Source organism: Streptomyces sp. NPDC030799 (assembly GCF_055572255.1).
The window spans coordinates 39,348-57,883 of sequence record NZ_JBVIDS010000010.1; the positions used below are offsets into that span (position 1 = coordinate 39,348).

The 18,536-nt window shown below is 73.9% G+C and carries 13 protein-coding genes; 4 read left to right on the plus strand and 9 right to left on the minus strand.

Annotation, left to right across the window (positions count from 1 at the left end):
- Positions 1-146 precede the first annotated feature (146 nt).
- On the plus strand, positions 147-3,398 hold the full coding sequence (locus tag ACZ41I_RS24495) for an SCO5717 family growth-regulating ATPase (protein ID WP_468515060.1): 3,252 nt from the start codon (positions 147-149) through the stop codon (positions 3,396-3,398).
- 108 nt (positions 3,399-3,506) lie between these two features.
- Here the strand turns inward: ACZ41I_RS24495 and ACZ41I_RS24500 are convergent, their stop codons facing one another.
- From ACZ41I_RS24500 to rimP, 9 genes are all read right to left on the minus strand, one after another.
- Positions 3,507-4,454, minus strand: a complete 948-nt coding sequence (locus tag ACZ41I_RS24500) for a bifunctional riboflavin kinase/FAD synthetase (RefSeq protein WP_399770987.1) — start codon at positions 4,452-4,454, stop codon at positions 3,507-3,509.
- A gap of 139 nt (positions 4,455-4,593) precedes the next feature.
- Positions 4,594-8,979 (minus strand): hypothetical protein, encoded by a 4,386-nt coding sequence (locus tag ACZ41I_RS24505; RefSeq protein WP_468515061.1) that lies wholly within the window; start codon positions 8,977-8,979, stop codon positions 4,594-4,596.
- A gap of 255 nt (positions 8,980-9,234) precedes the next feature.
- The gene (gene truB, locus ACZ41I_RS24510; protein WP_468515062.1) at positions 9,235-10,140 is read right to left on the minus strand and encodes a tRNA pseudouridine(55) synthase TruB; all 906 of its coding nucleotides are present in this window, start codon (positions 10,138-10,140) and stop codon (positions 9,235-9,237) included.
- Positions 10,137-10,595: a 30S ribosome-binding factor RbfA gene (gene rbfA, locus ACZ41I_RS24515; RefSeq protein WP_363219960.1), complete on the minus strand. Its 459-nt coding sequence runs from the start codon at positions 10,593-10,595 to the stop codon at positions 10,137-10,139. The genes truB and rbfA overlap by 4 nt, the downstream gene beginning before the upstream one ends.
- A 40-nt stretch (positions 10,596-10,635) precedes the next feature.
- Positions 10,636-10,929: a DUF503 domain-containing protein gene (locus ACZ41I_RS24520; protein WP_067008837.1), complete on the minus strand. Its 294-nt coding sequence runs from the start codon at positions 10,927-10,929 to the stop codon at positions 10,636-10,638.
- Between the two features lie 208 nt (positions 10,930-11,137).
- Positions 11,138-14,200 carry a translation initiation factor IF-2 gene (gene infB, locus ACZ41I_RS24525; RefSeq protein ID WP_468515063.1) on the minus strand — a complete coding sequence of 1,021 codons (3,063 nt, stop codon included), beginning with the start codon at positions 14,198-14,200 and terminating at the stop codon, positions 11,138-11,140.
- Between the two features lie 146 nt (positions 14,201-14,346).
- Positions 14,347-14,643, minus strand: coding sequence for a YlxR family protein (locus tag ACZ41I_RS24530; protein WP_363217625.1), 297 nt, complete (start codon positions 14,641-14,643; stop codon positions 14,347-14,349).
- Between the two features lie 101 nt (positions 14,644-14,744).
- Entirely contained in the window at positions 14,745-15,731 is a 987-nt protein-coding gene (gene nusA, locus ACZ41I_RS24535; protein WP_363217624.1) for a transcription termination factor NusA, read from the minus strand.
- A 2-nt stretch (positions 15,732-15,733) separates the two neighbouring features.
- Complete coding sequence (rimP, locus tag ACZ41I_RS24540; protein ID WP_468515064.1) at positions 15,734-16,282, minus strand: ribosome maturation factor RimP; 549 nt, start codon at positions 16,280-16,282, stop codon at positions 15,734-15,736.
- Positions 16,283-16,523: 241 nt separating this feature from the next.
- On the opposite strand from rimP, the gene ACZ41I_RS24545 reads away from it, so the two are divergent.
- The 3 genes from ACZ41I_RS24545 to ACZ41I_RS24555 are packed head-to-tail and all read left to right on the plus strand — an operon-like array spanning position 16,524 to position 18,485.
- Positions 16,524-17,027, plus strand: coding sequence for a hypothetical protein (locus ACZ41I_RS24545; RefSeq protein WP_468515065.1), 504 nt, complete (start codon positions 16,524-16,526; stop codon positions 17,025-17,027).
- Positions 17,024-17,533 (plus strand): ferritin-like domain-containing protein, encoded by a 510-nt coding sequence (locus ACZ41I_RS24550; protein WP_399770973.1) that lies wholly within the window; start codon positions 17,024-17,026, stop codon positions 17,531-17,533. Before ACZ41I_RS24545 ends, ACZ41I_RS24550 begins: the two co-directional genes overlap by 4 nt.
- Positions 17,534-17,585: 52 nt before the next feature.
- Positions 17,586-18,485 (plus strand): aminoglycoside phosphotransferase family protein, encoded by a 900-nt coding sequence (locus ACZ41I_RS24555; RefSeq protein WP_363217620.1) that lies wholly within the window; start codon positions 17,586-17,588, stop codon positions 18,483-18,485.
- Positions 18,486-18,536 lie beyond the last annotated feature (51 nt).

Below are 18,536 nucleotides of genomic sequence, written 5' to 3' on the forward strand. Positions count from 1 at the left end.
GGGCACGTCGCGAGCCCCCGCGAGCGGGTGGTGCGCGCTCTGCGACGCAGGGGTCCAGTGACCCAAGGGGGAAGCCCGGCGAATCGTACGACAGGAACGGTCGCCCCCAAGCACGGCATGAGGGTGTTCGACCACCAGGAGGAACTGTGAACAGCGATCGGGACGGGATCCGCGGGGGCTGGGACACACCCGACGACGACCAGACCGACGCGGAGTCCGCCATCGAGATGACGGGCGAGTTCACCATCGACTACGCCCCGCCCGCCTGGTACACGCAGAACGCGTCGGGTCCGTCCGGCGCGCCTTCGTCGGCCCCGATGCCGCCGCCCCCGCCACCCCACTCCGCGCCGTACGCCGCCCCCGTGCCGCCCGTCGGGAATCCCGTGCCGATGCAGAAGGTGCCGGACGGGTTCGAGTTGCAGCAGGCGCAGCCCGTCCCGCAGGCGCAGCCCGTCCCGCAGGCGCAGCCGGAGGCCGTGGCGCCGGCTGCGGCGGTCGGGCCGGAGACGGGCAACGGGGACCTGGAGAGCGGGGCCACCATGCGGTTCTCCGCCGTGGCCCTGAAACGCGAGATGGCCGAGATCGCCGAGCGCGCGGCGGCAGCCGCGAAGGAGGCCGGGTCCGGCGGCGAGGGCTCCGCCGGGGTTGCGGGTACGGCTGCGGGCGACGGGGCGACCACGCCGTCCGCCGGTGCCGAGGGCGCTGCGTCCGAGGAGCCCGCGCCGGATCCCGTGGCAGCACCGCGGGGCTCCGAGGAGCCGGCGGGCGAGGAGTCCGGGGACGGGGTCGTCGGGACTGACCGCCCCGGGCGCGATGCAGCCGCCTCCGACGGAGCCGGGGAGGCGGAGCACCCTGACAGCTCCGGCGCCGACGGGGGTGAGGAGCCGGGTGACCGCGACGCCGTGAGCAAGGTTCAGGCCGAGGGCGACACCGGGGCCGGGGACGCGGCCGGTGCTCGGGCAGGTTCCGCCGATGACACCAAGTCCGATGACCCCGGGTCTGCCGAGGCCGGGTCCGACGAGGCCGAGTCTGCCGAGGCCGGGTCTGCCGAGGCCGAGTCCGCCGACGCCCGGTCCGACGCCTCGGAACCCGCGGACGCCGTCGTCCAGGACGCCATAGCGGCGGACACCACCACCCAGGACGGCGCCTCTCAGCCGGGCACGCCCGAGAGCGGTGCTCAGCCGCAGGCCGGCCAGTCCCACGGCACCCCGCAGCCCGGCGCGCCCCAGGCCGCCGTACCGCCCGTTCCTCAGGACGCCCCGCCCGCCTGGACGCCTCCGCCCGCGCCGCAGAACGGGGTACCCCCGCTGCCGCCCTCCTACCAGCCCGCGGCGCCCGCTCCGGCGGCCCAGTGGCCCCTGCAGCAGCCCGCGCCGCAGCAGCCCGGCCCGATGCCGGGGCAGCCGCAGCCGGCGCCCGCGCAGGGCCCCGGCCAGGTACCCGCACAGCAGCAGCCGTTCCAGCCCCAGGCCCCGCAGCCCGCCCCCGCCGCCTGGAGCCAGGCCGACCAGCCGGGGCCGGGTCAGCCGGGTCAGCCGGGTCAGCCGGGTCAGGGCAACCAGGTCGGCGCGCCTGTGGCGCCGCAGCCGGGGCAGCCGACGGCGGGACCGGGACCGCAGCCGGTCCCGGCCGGGTCTCCCACGCCGAGCGGTTACGGCTTCCCGCAGCCGCCGGCGCCGCAGGCCGACCCCAACGCGCAGGCCCGGCCTGGAGGGTATGGGTTCCCTCAGCCCGGCACCCCCAACGCCCAGCCCCAGCCGCAGCCGCAGCCGCAGCCGCAGCCCGGAGGTTACGGATTCCCCCAGCCGCCGGCGCCGCAAGCCGACCCCAACGCGCAGGCCCAGCCTGGAGCTTATGGATTCCCCCAGCCCGGCGCGCCCAACGCCCAGCCCCAACCCCAGCCCGGTGGCTATGGGTTCCCCCAGCCCCCGGAGAACCTGCACGGGCCGCAGGGGCCGGAAGCCGGGCAGGGTGGCGGTGGGCCGCAGGCTCCGGTCGATCCGCGGTCCGGTGCCGCGTGGCCGCAGCCCGTTCAGCACGACCAGCGGCAGCCGACCAACCCGGGTGCGGCGCCGCTCGGTTACACCGCCGCCGTGGAGCTGTCCTCGGACCGACTGCTCAACAACAAGAGGCAGAAGGCGAAGAGCGGGCGGCCCGCTGCGGCGGGCGGCCGGTTCAAGATCGGCGGCAAGAAGGAGGAGGCCGAGCGGCAGCGCAAGCTGGAGCTGATCCGCACGCCGGTGCTCTCCTGCTACCGCATCGCGGTCATCAGCCTCAAGGGCGGTGTCGGAAAGACCACGACGACCACGGCCCTCGGCTCCACCCTCGCCACCGAGCGGCAGGACAAGATCCTCGCCATCGACGCCAACCCGGACGCCGGCACGCTCGGGCGGCGTGTGCGCCGGGAGACCGGGGCGACCATCCGTGACCTCGTCCAGGCGATCCCGTACCTGAACTCGTACATGGACATCCGGCGGTTCACCTCGCAGGCGCCCTCCGGGCTGGAGATCATCGCCAACGACGTGGACCCGGCCGTCTCGACGACGTTCAACGACGAGGACTACCGGCGCGCGATCGACGTGCTCGGCCGGCAGTACCCGGTCATCCTGACCGACTCGGGCACCGGTCTGCTGTACAGCGCCATGCGCGGGGTGCTCGACCTCGCCGACCAGCTCATCATCATCTCCACGCCGTCCGTGGACGGTGCGAGCAGCGCCAGTACGACGCTTGACTGGCTGTCCGCGCACGGGTACGCCGACCTGGTCTCGCGGTCCCTCACCGTGATCTCCGGGGTCCGCGAGACCGGCAAGATGATCAAGGTCGAGGACATCGTGTCGCACTTCGAGACGCGGACCCGCGGTGTCGTGGTCGTGCCCTTCGACGAGCATCTGGCCGCCGGTGCCGAGGTCGACCTCGACATGATGCGGCCACGGACGCGCGAGGCCTACTTCAACCTCGCCGCGCTGGTCGCCGAGGACTTCGTACGGCACCAGCAGTCGCACGGGCTGTGGACCAGCGACGGCAACCCGCCCCCGGTGGCCGCCCCGCCCATGCCGGGCCAGCCGATGCCGGGCCAGCCCATGCCCGGCCAGATGATGCCGGGTCAGCCCATGCCCGGCCAGCCCATGCCCGGCCAGCCGATGCCCGGGCAGCCGATGCCGGGTCAGCCGTACCCGCCGGCCCAGCCGTACCCGCAGGGCCAGCAGCCCTACCCGCCCCAGCAGGGCCAGCCGTACCCGCAGGCCGCGCCGGGCCAGCAGCCCCACCCGCAGGCGGCACCCGGCCAGCAGCAGCCCTACCCGCCGCAGCAGCCCGGCCAGCCGTACGGCTACCCGCAGCCTCCGCAGCAGGGACAGCAGGGACAGCAGCCGCCGCAGGCGCCGCCCCAGCAGCAGTAGCACGGCAGGAAACACGGAGCAGGAGACAGGAAAAAGGGCGGCCGGTGCGTTCTTCGCACCGGCCGCCCTTCGCCGTGGAAGGAGTCAGGAAACGCTGCCGCTCAGGGCCTACGCCTCCGCGGCGACGATCTCCCGGCACCGCTTCACATCCGCGGCCATCTGCTCCAGCAGGGCCTCCAGCGTGTCGAACTTCGCCTGGCCGCGCACATACGCGAGGAAGTCGACGGCGACGTGCAGCCCGTACAGGTCGAGGCCCACGCGGTCGATGGCGTACGCCTCCACCGTGCGCTCGGTGCCGTCGAACTGCGGGTTCGTGCCGACCGAGATCGCGGCGGGCATGGCCTCGCCCTGGACGTGCAGGTAACCGGCGTACACCCCGTCGGCCGGGATGGCGGTGTGCGGGAGCGTCTCGACGTTGGCCGTCGGGAAGCCCAGTTCGCGGCCGCGCTGGGCGCCGCGCACGACCACGCCCTCCACGCGGTGCGGGCGGCCCAGGATTTCGCGGGCGCCCTCGACGTCGCCCTCGGCGACCAGGCGGCGGGTCAGGGTGGAGGAGAAGGGCTCCCCACCGCCCGCCGAGCCGGTGACGTACAGGTCGACGACCTCGACCTCGAAGTCGTAGGTCTTGCCCTGCTCGGCGAGGAACTCGACGTTACCGGCGGCCTTGTGACCGAAGCGGAAGTTCGGGCCCTCCACGACCGCTTTCGCGTGCAGCTTGTCCACCAGGACCTTCACGACGAACTCGGCGGGCGAGAGCTTCGAGAACTCGGTGGTGAAGGGGAGGATGAGGACCGCGTCCACGCCCAGGTCCGCCATCAGCTCGGCACGGCGGTGGTGCGGGGCGAGCAGCGGCGGGTGGCTGCCGGGGCGGACGACCTCGCTGGGGTGCGGGTCGAAGGTGACCACGACGGCCGGTACACCCAGCTCGCGGGCGCGGTCGACGGCGTGCTTGATGATCAGCTGGTGGCCGCGGTGGACGCCGTCGTAGGAACCGATGGTGACGACGCTGCGCCCCCAGTCCTGGGGGATGTCCTCCAAGCCACGCCAGCGCTGCACTGTGACCGCTCCTCGAACCCGTGTCCGTGTCTGTCTTGACTCTTGTGCAGGTCTAAGGGTGCCATGCCGGGTGCCCGGGGCCCGCATCGGTACCAGGGCTGTGACCGGGCGCACGTTCACCGTTCGCCCCGGGCACGGCTCAGGCCGGTACGCGTACGCCCGCCAGGTTCTCCAGCATGCGGCGGGTGCTGGGGCCCACCACGGCGGCCCAGTCCTCCGGGGCGGCGGCCAGCCAGCGGGCCATCCGGGCGGCGAAGCCGGGCACGTGCCGGCCCAGGTCGACCAGGCCGCGGTCGAAGTGGGTGGCGCCTTCGGGCGTGCGGACGAGGAGCAGTCCGGTGCGGTGGACGAGCCCGCGGGCCTCCTGCTCCCACTCCTCCCAGGCCTCCCCCTCCTCCCGATCCTCAAGGTCCTCCCGCTGCTCACGGTGCTCCCAGTGCGCCCGCTCCGCCCGCTCCTCCGACTCCTCACGATCCTCCCGAGCGCCATGCCCGGCTCTGTCGCCATGGCCGTCGCCGGCGCCGTAGCCGTACTCGGCCGCCGCGTGCAGGACGGCATCCAGGACGGAGGGGGCCTGCTCCCGGGCGAGCAGGAACTCCAGCAGCTCGCGGCGCAGGGGGCGGGAGGCGGTGGTGCCGGGGGCGGCCAGGACGGTCGCGAGGGCGGCGCGCAGCTGTTCGGGGGCGTCGTCCAGCAGGCCCGTGACCAGCGGCAGCAGGACCGGGCGGGTGGTGGGGCCCTGGGCGAGGCGGCGGTCGACCTGGGCGGCGACGTGTCCGGCGGTCTCCGGGTGCAGCCGTACCGCCTCCCGGACCAGGGCCGCGACGCGGCGGGCGAGGGCCGGGTCCGTGACGTCGGTCAGGGTGCCCAGTGCCTCTCGTGCGTGCGGGCCGCGCAGTCGGGCGCGAAAGGCCTCAAGGACCGGTTCGGGGTGGGTGGCCAGGGCGGGGGCCAGGGCGCCCGGCGGGAACTGCGGGTCGCCGTCGGCGAAGTGCCGCAGGGCTGCGGCGAGGTGCTGGTCGCGGGTCTGCGGGTCGCCCACCAGCAGGGCGAGGGCGCCGCCGTGCAGGGTGCAGTCGGCGGGTCGGGCGAGCAGGGCGAGGGCGGCGTAGCGCAGCAGTTCGCGGTCGGCCGCCGAGCGGACGTGCGGGGCCGCGCGCAGCCCGAAGGCCACGGCGGCGACCCGGCGGGCGGGACGCTCGTCGTGCGCCCAGCGGTCCACGGCCCGGCAGATGGCCGACGGCTCGTCCTCGGCGAGGGTGGTGAGCAGTTCGTCGGCGCGCCGGTGCGCGCTCGCCACCAGGATCTCGGTGAGGTCGTCCAGCGCGCCGTGCCGGTGGGTGTGCAGCAGCGCCTGCGCGGCGGTCGCGACGGTGGCGTGCGGGGTCGCGGGCAGCGGCCGTTCGTCGTCGAACCAGCACGTCAGTCGCGGCTGTACGACGGCGGGGGCGGCGGCGAGCAGCCGGGCGACGGCGTCCAGGTAGCGCTCGCCGGCCTCCGGGGGCGCCTGGTCGGCCAGCACCAGCCGGCGCAGCAGATCGAGCCGCTCGGTGTCGGAGACCGGCAGCTCGGTCCAGAAGGCGGGACCGAACTCGGCCGGTACCGGCCGCTGGGCTCGGCGCCAGACGACGATGCGGTCGGCGAGCTGCCGCAGCACCTCGGTGTACGGGGTCGCGTCCGGGACCTGGAGCAGGGTGCGGGTGAGCAGCCGGGCCCCCCACCAGGAGCCGGGGTCGCGGTCCAGGGCGTCCGTCAAGTCACGTAGTCGAAGGGCGAGTTGGTCGTGTCCGTACTGCCGCGCGAGGAGCAGCAGGGCTTGGACGACGGGGCCGATCCGGTGGTGCGGCACCGGCACGGGAGCGTCTTCGCGGTCGGCGCGGGGACGGTGGACCAGGGCGCGCAGGGCCTCGTCGAGGTCGAGGTGCAGGCCCTGGATCCAGTCGGCCAGCTCCTCGTGCGCGAAGCGGTAGCCGCGGCCGGCCGGGACGAGGAGGCCCTCGGTGAGGACGGCGGACGCCCAACCGGTACCGCCGCCGAGCCGGGCCGGGGCGGGGCCCCAGGGGAACACCGCTTCGAAGGACTCCCGGTCCAGCTCGCCCTGCCCGGGCCCGAGGCTGCGCCGGGCGGCCTCGTGCACCTGCCCGGCGACGCGTGCGGCGAGCCGGCGTACGGCCGTGCCGCGCAGGCCGCTGCCGGCGGCGAGCCGGACCGCGATCCGCAGGCACATGAGGTCCAGGTGGGCCGCGAACACCTCGTGCCGGTCGACCGGCCCGGCGACCGGCATGTCCGGCACGGCGGCGCGGATCTCGGCCAAGAGGCGCAGGGTCAGCGGATGCCGCGCTTCACGATCGGCCAGGACCCCGTCCGGGATCCAGTAGCGGGCCCGGGCGAGACGCGCCTCGTCCTCGGTGAGGTCGGGGAGGTGCAGGCGGGGCGGGAGAGGCCGGGCGGGTTCGGTGGGGGTGGGCGTGGTCGGCGGCGTGGTGGCCTGGGGAGCGGGAGGCCCGGGGGGTTCGGCCTGCGCGGTGATGACGGCGCTGGTGACCTTGGTGGCGGTGGCGCCGAGGGCGGGCAGGGCGGTGGGCGCCATGCAGGCGGGGCTCGGCGTGGAGGTGGGGGCGGCAGATGTGGCGCGGGCGGCGGATGTGGGCTGGGCAGCCGACATGGTGCCTGCGATTCCGGGGGCCTGCGCGGCTGAGGGGGCTGCCGGGGCTTGGATGGCGGCCGCGTCCGTGGGAGACGGTGACATGACGGCGGGGGCCGCCGGCGCGGCGAGACTTGCGGTGCCGACCCAGAACGCGGGCGTCACGACGTGTGTCGGAGCGGCGGGTCCCTCGGGCGCCACGGCGCCCCGCGAAGTGACCGGAGTCGCAGAAGGCAGTCGAGTGATCGGAGTCGCCGGAGCGGCCGGAGGCACCGGATCGGCGGGGGCAGTGGCGGGGCCCGGGGCCGGCGGGGTGTACAGCAGGTCGGTGGGGAATTCGGCCCCCGCGCGCTCCCAGTACTCCTCGCTGCAGGCCACCACCAGCCGTGCCCCGGTCTCGCGCAGCCAGGCGGCCGTTCCCCTGGTCCACTCGGGCAGCCGGTGTGCGAGGACGGGGGGCATCTCCTCGGGGCAGTCGAGGACGAGCAGGAGCGGGCGGCCGGCCCGTGCGGCGCGCCGGGCCAGGTGTTCCGGGCCGAGGTCGCCCAGGTCGGCACGGTGGACGGCGCGGGCGGCGGCGACGATCCGTGCGGCCCGTTCCAGGGTGCGGCGGGCCGCGTCGGCCACGGAGTCGTCGGCGTCGTCCAGGTCGGCACCGCGCAGCCACAACGTCGGGGCTGCCCGCTCGCCGTGGGCCCGCCGCGCGGCAAGGGCGGCGAGTTCCGTCGTACGGCCGCTGCCCGGGGCGCCGACGAGCCCGAGCACCGTGCGATCACCGTCCGTGAAGGCCCGCAACTCCCGTACGACATCGCCTCGTTCGACCGGTTCCACGGCACCTGCGAGGAAGCCCTGCGCGCTGTCCTGGCCGGCCGAGGTGGCGGTCAGCTGCAGGATGCCGGCCAGGTTGAGGTCGGCGCCGTAGGCGGGCACCGTGGTCGCGTTGCGGGCGAGCAGCTCGGCCAGGGGGCCGTCGGCGGGCCGAAGCGGCACCGCGAAACCCGTGTCGCGCTGCGCGGAGTGCAGGGCGGTGCCGAGGACGCCGAGCACCGCCCCGGTCCTCGCGTCGACCACCGGGCCCCCGGCCGCTCCGCCGCCCAGCCGCAGTGCGTCCTGGCCGGCGGTGCCGATGGCCAGCTCCAGCGCCTCCTGGACGAGGTGGAAGCGGTCGTTGGCGGTGTACGTCACCTCGGTGGCGGCCAGCACCCGTGCCTCCCGCCAGCAGCCCGCAGGGAGCCGCACGTACGTGCCGGCGTCGACATGCTCCCGCACGGTCAGCGGCAGCGGGTCCAGGCCCAGGCCCTCGGTGCGGATCAGGGCCAGGTCGAGAGCGGGCAGGGGGGTGACGGCGTCCGCGGCCACCACGCAGGTGCGGTCGTCCGCGGCATGCAGTACGAGCCGGGGCAGGCCGTCGACGGTCTCGTGGCTGGTGATCAGGGTCCCTTGGTGATCAGCGAGGAAACCGACGCCTCTGGGGCGCCCGGCGAGATCGCGGATCAGGACGAGGGCGGGGTCGGGGCTGGGGCTGGGCCCGGGGCCGTCGCCGGCGGGGTCAGAGGGGTCCGGGTCTGCGGTGGTGCCGCCGCCGACCGCGCCCCTGGTGGCGCCGGCGCCGCCGATACCGCTGGTACCGGTGGTGTAGCCGGTGCCGGCGGGGTTGCTGGTGTAACAGCTGCGAGCAGTGCCCGTGGCGTACCCGGTGTCGTCACCGCCCCCGCGGCCCCTGCCGGTCCTGTCGCGCCCCCGGCCACGACGCTCCCCTCCAGCGCCGTACCCCGGCTCCCCGGTGCCGTACGCCGACTCCCCGATGCCGACCGCCGACTCCCCCACGCCGTCCGCCGCCGCCCCGCGACCGCTTCCGGTGCGCGGGCCCCGTACCGCCATGCCGTACCTCCCGCCCGTACCGCGTGCCCTGTTTTCCGACGGTAGGTGCGCGATGATCGACGGGACAGATCGCCTGGCGAAAGCGCCCCCTTCCGCTCCCCCGGTTCACTCCGAGCGCCTGCCCGGACGGGTGAATAGGCGGGAGCCGTTGGATAACCCTAGAGGTGGGGGAACCGAGGGGGGACCGTGGAGCGGCGGCAGGGGCACACCCCGTGGCAGGCCGCCGCTCCACGGGCAACACCCGTGGCAGGTGTCTCAGCCGAAGACGGCCAGGCTCTTGGCCTTGCCCTTGTGCTGCTCGACGAGCGCGAGAAAGCGGCCGTCGGGGTCGAACACCGCGACAGGACCGGCGCCCGCGTACGCGTCGGGCATCTCCAGCCGGACGCCGTTCAGCAGCAGCCGGGCGCGCCGGGCGTCCACCTGCCAGCGCGGGAACGCGGCTCCGGCGGCCTGTGCGATCGGCATCACGGTCAGCTCCTTCTGGAGCTGGTCCAGCGTCTTCGCCGTGTCGATCTTGTACGGCCCGACGCGCGTGCGGCGCAGCGCGGTGAGGTGGCCGCCGACGCCCAGGTCTGCGCCCAGGTCACGGGCCAGGGCACGGATGTAGGTGCCGGAGGAGCAGACCACGGACACGACCAGGTCGAGCACCGCGGTGCCGTCGTCGGCGACGGCGTCCCGGACGTCGTACACCGTGAAGGAGGAGATCGTCACCGGCCGGGCGGGGATCTCGAAGTCCTCGCCCTCGCGGGCCCGCTTGTACGACCGTACGCCGTCGATCTTGATGGCGCTGACCTTGGACGGGACCTGCATGACGTCGCCGGTCAGCTTGGCGATGCCGGCGTCGATGGCGTCCCGGGTCACCTTGGAGGCGTCGGTGGACGAGGTGATCTCGCCCTCGGCGTCGTCGGTCACCGTGTTCTGGCCCAGGCGGATGGTGCCCAGGTACTCCTTCTCGGTCAGCGCGAGGTGCCCGAGGAGCTTGGTGGCGCGCTCGACGCCGAGGACCAGGACGCCGGTCGCCATCGGGTCGAGGGTGCCGGCGTGGCCGACGCGGCGGGTCCTGGCGATCCCGCGCATCTTGGCGACCACGTCGTGCGAAGTGAAGCCCGACGGCTTGTCGACGATGACGAGGCCGTCGGGCGTGGTGTGCTTCTGGGTCATTCCGCGGCGTCGCCGTCCGTCTCGGCCTCGTCCTCGGCAGGCTTGCGGTACGGGTCCGCGCCGCCCGCGTACGCTGCCCCCGCGGAGGCCTCGCGGACCTTCGCGTCGGACTGCCGCGCCTTGTCGAGGAGGTCCTCGATGGTCCGGGCGGTGTCCGGCAGGGCGTCCGCGACGAAAGTCAGGGTCGGCGTGAACTTCACACCGGCTGCGCGGCCGACCTCGGAGCGCAGGATGCCCTTGGCGCTCTCCAGGCCCGCTGCCGCGGCCTTCCGCTCCTCGTCGTCGCCGTAGACCGTGTAGAAGACGGTCGCCTCCCGCAGGTCACCCGTGACCCGGGTGTCCGTGATGGTGACGTGCGAGCCGAGCCGCGGGTCCTTGATCCCGCGCTGCAGCTTCTGGGCCACCACCTCCCGGATGAGGTCCGCCAGCCTTTTCGCCCGCGCGTTGTCGGCCACTGGTCCGTCTCCCGTTCTTTCTTCTTCTTGCGTTCTGTGGTCAGTCGTCGTCGCCGTGGAAGCGCCGCCGCACGGACAGCAGCTCCACTTCGGGGCGTCCGGCGACCAGCCGTTCACACCGGTCCAGTACGTCGGTCAGGTGCGCCGCGTCGCCGGAGACCATGGCCAGGCCGATGATCGCTCGCCGGTGGAGGTCCATGTGGTCCACCTCGGCCGCGCTCACGGCGTACTTCCGCTGGAGTTCGGCGACGATCGGGCGGACGACGGAGCGCTTCTCCTTCAGCGAGTGGACGTCGCCGAGGAGGAGGTCGAAGGACAGAGTCCCCACGTACATGTGTGTAGCCGGTTCACCCGCCGGTACGGGATCGATGGCCCCGGGTCCGTGTGGCCGGGGACATCAAGAACGGTACCGCGTACCTGCCGGTGACTCGACAGGGTTTCGGCACCGTGGACTGCGCTCCTGCCCGGGGGCGAAGCCCCCGGGAACGGCGCGCTGGCCGACAGGACCGCAGTCCCGCCGGCCAGCAGCAAACCGTCGGCCATCAGGCCCGCGGCTTCTCCCGCATCTCGTACGTCGCGATGACGTCGTCCACCTTGATGTCGTTGAAGTTGCCGAGGTTGATACCGCCCTCGTAGCCTTCGCGGATCTCGGTGACGTCGTCCTTGAAGCGACGCAGGCCCTCGATGGTGAGGTTCTCCGCGACCACCTTGCCGTCGCGGATGAGGCGGGCCTTGGTGTTGCGCTTGACCTCGCCCGAGCGGATGAGGACACCGGCGATGTTGCCCAGCTTGGACGACTTGAAGACCTCGCGGATCTCCGCCGTACCGAGCTCGACCTCTTCGAACTCCGGCTTGAGCATGCCCTTGAGGGCCGCCTCGATCTCCTCGATCGCCTGGTAGATGACCGAGTAGTACCGGACGTCCACACCCTCGCGCTCGGCCATCTGCGCCGCGCGGCCGGCCGCACGGACGTTGAAGCCGATCACGATGGCGTCGGAGCCCATCGCCAGGTCGATGTCGGACTCCGTGACCGCACCGACGCCGCGGTGCAGGACGCGGATGTCGACCTCTTCGCCGACGTCCAGCTGGAGCAGGGAGGACTCCAGGGCCTCGACGGAACCAGAAGCGTCACCCTTGATGATCAGGTTCAGCTGCTGGACCTCGCCGGCCTTGAGCACCTTGTCCAGGTCCTCCAGGGACACGCGGCGCGTGCGCTTCGCGAAGGCCGCGTTGCGCTCACGGGCGGCACGCTTCTCGGCGATCTGACGGGCCGTACGGTCCTCGTCGACCACCAGGAAGTTGTCACCCGCACCCGGGACGTTGGTCAGGCCCAGGACCTGGACCGGCGTCGACGGGCCGGCCTCGGCGACGTTGTTGCCGTTGTCGTCGAGCATGGCGCGGACTCGGCCGTAGGCGTCGCCCACGACCATCGTGTCGCCGACCCGCAGCGTGCCTCGCTGGACGAGGACCGTCGCCACGGCACCACGGCCGCGGTCGAGACGGGACTCGATGGAGATGCCCTGCGCGTCCTGGTTCGGGTTGGCCCGCAGGTCGAGCGAGGCGTCGGCCGTGAGGATCACGGCCTCCAGCAGCGAGTCGATGTGCAGACCCTGCTTGGCGGAGATGTCGACGAACATGGTGTCGCCGCCGTACTCCTCGGCCACCAGGCCGTACTCGGTCAGCTGACCGCGCACCTTGGTCGGGTCGGCACCCTCGACGTCGATCTTGTTGACCGCGACCACGATCGGCACGTCGGCCGCCTTGGCGTGGTTGAGCGCCTCGACCGTCTGCGGCATGACGCCGTCGTTGGCCGCGACGACCAGGATCGCGATGTCGGTCGACTTCGCACCACGGGCACGCATGGCGGTGAACGCCTCGTGACCCGGGGTGTCGATGAAGGTGATCTTGCGCTCTTCGTCGTTGACCTCGGTCGCGACCTGGTAGGCACCGATGTGCTGGGTGATGCCACCGGCCTCGCCCGCGATGACGTTCGTCTTGCGGATCGCGTCGAGCAGTCGGGTCTTACCGTGGTCGACGTGACCCATGACGGTCACCACCGGCGGACGGACGACCAGGTCCTCCTCGGAGCCCTCGTCCTCGCCGAACTCGATGTCGAAGGACTCGAGCAGCTCGCGGTCCTCCTCCTCCGGGCTGACGATCTGAACCGCGTAGTTCATCTCGTCCGCGAGGAGCTGCAGCGTCTCGTCGGAGACGGACTGCGTCGCGGTGACCATCTCGCCGAGGTTCATCATGACCGCGACGAGGGACGCCGGGTTGGCGTTGATCTTCTCCGCGAAGTCGGTGAGCGACGCGCCGCGGGAGAGACGGATGGTCTCGCCGTTGCCGCGCGGCAGCATCACGCCGCCGACGCTCGGGGCCTGCATGGCCTCGTACTCCTGGCGCCTCTGCCGCTTCGACTTGCGGCCACGGCGCGCGGGACCGCCGGGACGCCCGAAGGCACCCTGCGTGCCGCCACGACCGCCCGGACCACCGGGACGACCGCCGAAGCCGGGACGGCCACCGCCGCCACCGCCGGGACCACCCGGACGGCCGGCGAAGCCACCGCCGCCACCGCCACCGCCGGGACGGCCGGCGAAGCCGCCGCCGCCACCGCCGCCACCGGGACGGCCGGCGAAGCCGGGACGACCGCCGCCGCCACCGCCGGGACGACCGCCTGCACCGGGACCGCGGCCGCCGGGGCCGCCACCGGGGCGCGGGCCGGCAGCGGGACGCTGCGGCATCATGCCGGGGTTCGGACGCGGACCGGCCGGGCCGGGACGCGGGCCGCCCTGCGGCCGGGGCATGCCGGCCGGCGACGGACGGGGACCACCGGGAGCCTGCGGACGCGGACCGCCGCCCTGCTGGCCGGGAGCCTGCGGACGGGGACCGGCGCCGGGGGCACCCGGGCCGCCCGGACGGGGACCGCCCTGCGGGCGCGGGGCCTGCGGACGGGCCATGCCGGTGGAGCCACCGGAGGTGAAGGGGTTGTTACCCGGACGCGGACCGGCCGGACGGGCACCCGGACGCGGGGCCTGGCCACCGGGGCGCGGGGCACCCTGACCCGGACGGGCCTGCCCCTGGCCGGGAGCCGGACGGCCACCGGGCTTCGGGGCACCCGGACGGGCACCGGGACGCGGACCCTGCGCGGCCGGGGCCTGCGGGGTCTGGGCGGCCGGAGCGGCCGGCGGAGCGGTGAACTCCGGAGCGGCCGGAGCCGGACGCGGCGCGGGCTTCGGGCCGGGAACCGGACGCGGACCCGGGGTCGGCGCGGGCGCCGAGGGGGTCGACGGGGCCGCCGGCTGCTGGGCAGCGGGCGCCGTCGAAGGCTTGGGAGCCGCCGGCCTGGGGGCCGGGGCAGCCGGACGCGCCGCCTGCGCCGGAGAGGGCGCGGCGGGCTTGGGGGAAGCCTTGCGGGGGGCGGGCTTGCCGGCGGACTTGCCGTTGCCACCGCCCTGGAAGGCGTCGGTCAGCTTACGTACAACCGGCGCTTCGATGGTCGAAGACGCCGAACGGACGAATTCACCGAGTTCCTGGAGCTTGGCCATGACGACCTTGCTCTCGACACCGAACTCCTTGGCGAGTTCGTAGACCCGGACCTTAGCCACTTCGCTCCTTTGAGGTCCGGGTTGAAGCCGGACCGTCGCTAGTTCATGGGCGTACTCATCGCGTACTCATCGAGTGCTCATCGCAATCTCGACCTGCTTTCGACTCGCGAGGTACCAGGGCCGCACGGGGTTCCGCGCGGCACGTCTTACCGTGTTGCCTGCTCGACAACTGTTGTCTGCTCGACGTATCGGCGCAACGCCTTTGTGTCGAGCGGCCCCGGGGCGCGCAGTGCCCGCGGGAACGCCCGGCGGCGTACCGCCTGGTCGAGACAGACCAGAGCGGGGTGTACATAGGCACCCCGGCCGGGCAGCGTACCGCGAGGATCGGGGGCGCATGCGTCCTCGATCCTCACGATCCGCAGTAGATCGTTCTTGGCCGCCCGCTCCCGGCACCCCACACAGGTGCGCTCAGGGCATGCTCGGGCGTGCGTCCGGCCAGACACAGTTAAGTCTACCTCCCCGTACCGACCTCACCCGTTTGGGGCAAAGATCGAACGGTTGTTGTCGTGATCTCAGCGACCTGCGGCCGGGATTTATTCCCCGCCTATTCCCCGGCCTGCTCGGTGTCGGGCCGGATGTCGATGCGCCAGCCGGTGAGGCGGGCGGCGAGGCGGGCGTTCTGCCCCTCCTTGCCGATCGCGAGCGACAGCTGGTAGTCCGGCACGGTCACCCGGGCCGAGCGGGAGGCCATGTCGACGACCTCCACCTTGCTCACCCGAGCGGGTGACAGGGCGTTCGCCACCATCTCGGCCGGGTCGTCCGACCAGTCGACGATGTCGATCTTCTCGCCGTTCAGCTCGCCCATCACGTTGCGCACCCGGCCGCCCATCGGGCCGATGCAGGCGCCCTTGGCGTTCAGACCCGAACGGGTGGACCGTACGGCGATCTTGGTGCGGTGACCGGCCTCACGGGCGATCGCGGCGATCTCGACGGATCCGTCGGCGATCTCCGGCACCTCCAGGGCGAAGAGCTTCTTCACCAGGTTCGGGTGGGTACGGGACAGGGTGACCGACGGTCCGCGGACGCCCTTCGCCACCCGGACGACGTACGACCGCAGGCGCATGCCGTGCGGGTAGGTCTCGCCGGGCACCTGCTCCTGCACCGGCAGGATGGCCTCCAGCTTGCCGATGTCGACCAGCACGTTCTTCGGGTCGCGGCCCTGCTGGACCACGCCGGTGACGATGTCGCCCTCGCGCCCGGCGTACTCGCCGAGTGTCGCGTCGTCCTCGGCGTCGCGCAGCCGCTGCAGGATCACCTGCTTGGCGGTGGTGGCGGCGATACGGCCGAAGCCGGTGGGGGTGTCGTCGAACTCGCGGGGCTCCTGGCCCTCCTCGAGGTCCTCGGGGTCCTCCTTCGCCCACACGGTCACATGCCCGGTCTCCCGGTTGAGCTCCACGCGCGCGTGTCGGCGGCTTCCCTCGGTGCGGTGGTAGGCGATGAGGAGGGCCGACTCGATCGCCTCGACCAGCAGGTCGAAGGAGATCTCCTTCTCCCGAACCAAGCCCCGCAGGGCACTCATGTCGATGTCCACGGCTACGCCTCCTCCTCTTCCTTCATGGTGTTCTCGTCCGTCTTGTCGGCCTTGCCGGCCCTGTCGTCGGTCTTGTCCTTGCGGTTGAACTCGACCTGCACGCGCGCCTTGTCGATCTCCGGGAAGCCGAGTCTGCGGGTGGTCGCCTTGCGGCCCTTGACCCCGGGGACCTCGACGTCGAGACCGTCCTCGTCGACCGCCAGGATCCGGGCGACCAGCTCGCCGCCCTCGGTGAGCTGGAACTTCACGAGCCGGTCGGTGGCGCGCACGAAGTGCCGGTGCTCGGTGAGGAGGCGCTCCGCGCCGGGGGTTCCGACCTCCAGGTCGTACGCCGCGTCGCCCATCGCGTTGGTCTCGTCGAGCTTCGCCGAGAGCGCACGGCTCACATCGGCGATGGCGTCCAGATCCGCTCCGGTGTCGGAGTCCACGACCACGCGCAGCACCCGCTTGCGCCCGACGGAGTCCACGGCGATCTCTTCGAGATCCAGTCCCTGGGAGGTGACGAGCGGTTCCAGCAGCTCTCGCAGCCTCTCGCTCTGGGTGGTGCTCATCCGGGTGACTCCTCGGCCGCGTGTGCTGTTGTGGGATGGGTCGCGTGTCTGGTCAAAGGGTATCCGGTCGCGGGGGGTGTTGCTGTCCCCTCCGGGGGTGGGGCGGGGCGCCTTCGAGCTCGGGTGGCTGTGGTGACGGGCTGAGCCGGTGACATGAAGCGAGGGAGTGCACGGGTACCGTGATCACGGCGGGCCGCGCTCCCGCCCGTGTGTTCGTACGAGCCCCCCGAGGACGTCAGCCGTGCCGTACCCGCCACCCCTGCGCGCCCCCTCGGGGCCGCGCAGAAGATCCCTGCTCACCTCGGCCGCCGGTGCCGCGCTGCTGGCGGGCTGTTCGGCCGACCCGGACTCCGCCGGCAGCGGCGGCCCGTCCGCGACGGCACGGGCACGCGCGCGTGCCGCGCGGGACAGCCGGGCACTCCTGGAGCGGTACGACGCCGTCCTCGCCGCGCATCCCGGGCTCGCCGACCGGCTGCGCCCGCTGCGCGCCCAGGTCGCCGCCCACGCCGCGGCCTTCACGGACGGTGCGACGCCCACGACGGCGACCCCGGCATCCCCCTCCCCCGCCCCCGTGCCGGCCGCCGAGAAGGACGCGCTGGCCGGGCTGGCCGCCGCCGAGCGCGCCCTCGCCGACCAGCGTGCGAAGGAGCTGCTGGAGGTGCCGGGCGAGCCGGCGCGGCTGCTGGCGTCGGTGGCGGCGGCGGGCGCCGCGCACGCGTACCTGCTGGCGGAGGCGGCGAAGTGAGCGGCAGGGCGAGGGACGACGCGAGGGCCGCCGAGCTGACCGCACTGCAGGCGTCGCTGGCGGCGGAGCACGCGGCGGTGTACGGGTACGGCGTCGTCGGCGGCCGGATCGGCGCGGCGCGCCGGGCCGAGGCGCGGGCAGCGTACGACGCCCACCGGGCGCGCCGGGACGCGCTGATCCTGGAGGTCCGGGACCTGGGCGGCCAGCCGGTCGCCGCGAACGCCGCGTACGCGCTGCCGTTCCCGGTGCCGGACTCGGTCGCGGCCGTACGGCTCGCCGCCCGGCTGGAGGAGCGGGTGGCCGGCGTGTACGCGGACCTGGTGCGGGCGGCGACGGGCGCGCGGCGCGGTGCGGCCGCCGCGGCGCTGCGGGAGGCCGCGGTGCGCGCGGTGCGCTGGAGCGGGGAGAGCGTAGCCTTCCCTGGGCTCGCCGAGCGGGCCGGCGAGGGGACGGGCGCGGCCGGCGCGGCCCCGTCGGCCTCCGCCTCGGTGGCACCGTCACGGTGACCCGGTGAGTGCCCGTACGACAGGAGCCGGACTGGAAGGGAACGACTCGCGCATGGCTTTCGAACCGCCGCCGCGCCTGGTACGGGCGCTCGGTGAGACGGCACCGGCCGGGGACGCCTGGCTGGCGGAGCTGCCCGCGATCGCGGAACGGGCCGTCGCCAGGGGCGACTTGACCGTGGAGCGGATCCAGCTGCCGGGCGGGCGCAGCAGCCTGGTGGTGCTGGTGCGGCGGGCGGACGGCACCCCGGCCGTGCTGAAGCTCGCCCCGCCGAGGGCCCGCCCGGAGAGCGAGCGGGCGGCGCTGGCGCACTGGGGCGGACGGGGTGCCGTACAGCTGCTGGAGACCGGTGCCGAGGACGGTGTGCTGCTGCTGGAGCGGCTGCATCCGGATGTGTCGGTGCGGTCGCTGCCGGAGGCGAAGGCGCTGCTGGAGGCGGCGGGGACGCTGCGGCGGCTCTGGGTCGAGCCGCCGGCCGGTCATGCCTTCGAGACCGTCGCCGAGCGCACCGGGCGGCAGGCGACGGCGATGCGGGCGGGTGCGGACGCCGACCCCGAGGTGGCACCGCTGGTCGACGCGGCGCTCACGGCTCGCGAGGAGCTGCTGGCCGTACCGCTCGATCAGCGGCTGCTGCACGGCACGTTCCGGCAGAGCAAGGTGCTCGCCGGGGAGCGGATGCCGTGGCTCGCGGTGGGGCCGGATCCGGTGGTCGGTGAGTGTGCGTTCGATCTGGCGCGGCTGGTGCGGGACCGGGTGGAGGATCTGATCGCGGCGCCGTCCGGAGCGGCCGTCGTCCGGCGTCGGGTGAAGCGGCTCGCGGAGTCGCTGGAGGTGGACCAGGAGCGCCTGCGGGGCTGGACGCTGTTCCGGGCGGTGGAGTCCGGGGTGCGTGCGCTTCGGGTGGGGCGGCCGAAGGACGCCGAACTCCTGCTGGAGTTCGCGGGCTGGCTGTAGGCATGAGTAGGCGTACTCATGCACCTGGGTAGCCGGACCCGTGCCGGCTGG

Bases quoted from the DNA above. Each gene is read 5' to 3' on its own strand.
- ACZ41I_RS24505 (WP_468515061.1), bottom strand. From the start codon at position 8,979: ATGGCGGTACGGGGCCCGCGCACCGGAAGCGGTCGCGGGGCGGCGGCG.
- truB (WP_468515062.1), bottom strand. From the start codon at position 10,140: ATGACCCAGAAGCACACCACGCCCGACGGCCTCGTCATCGTCGACAAG.
- ACZ41I_RS24555 (WP_363217620.1), top strand. From the start codon at position 17,586: ATGGCTTTCGAACCGCCGCCGCGCCTGGTACGGGCGCTCGGTGAGACG.
- rimP (WP_468515064.1), bottom strand. From the start codon at position 16,282: ATGAGCACCACCCAGAGCGAGAGGCTGCGAGAGCTGCTGGAACCGCTC.
- ACZ41I_RS24520 (WP_067008837.1), bottom strand. From the start codon at position 10,929: ATGTACGTGGGGACTCTGTCCTTCGACCTCCTCCTCGGCGACGTCCAC.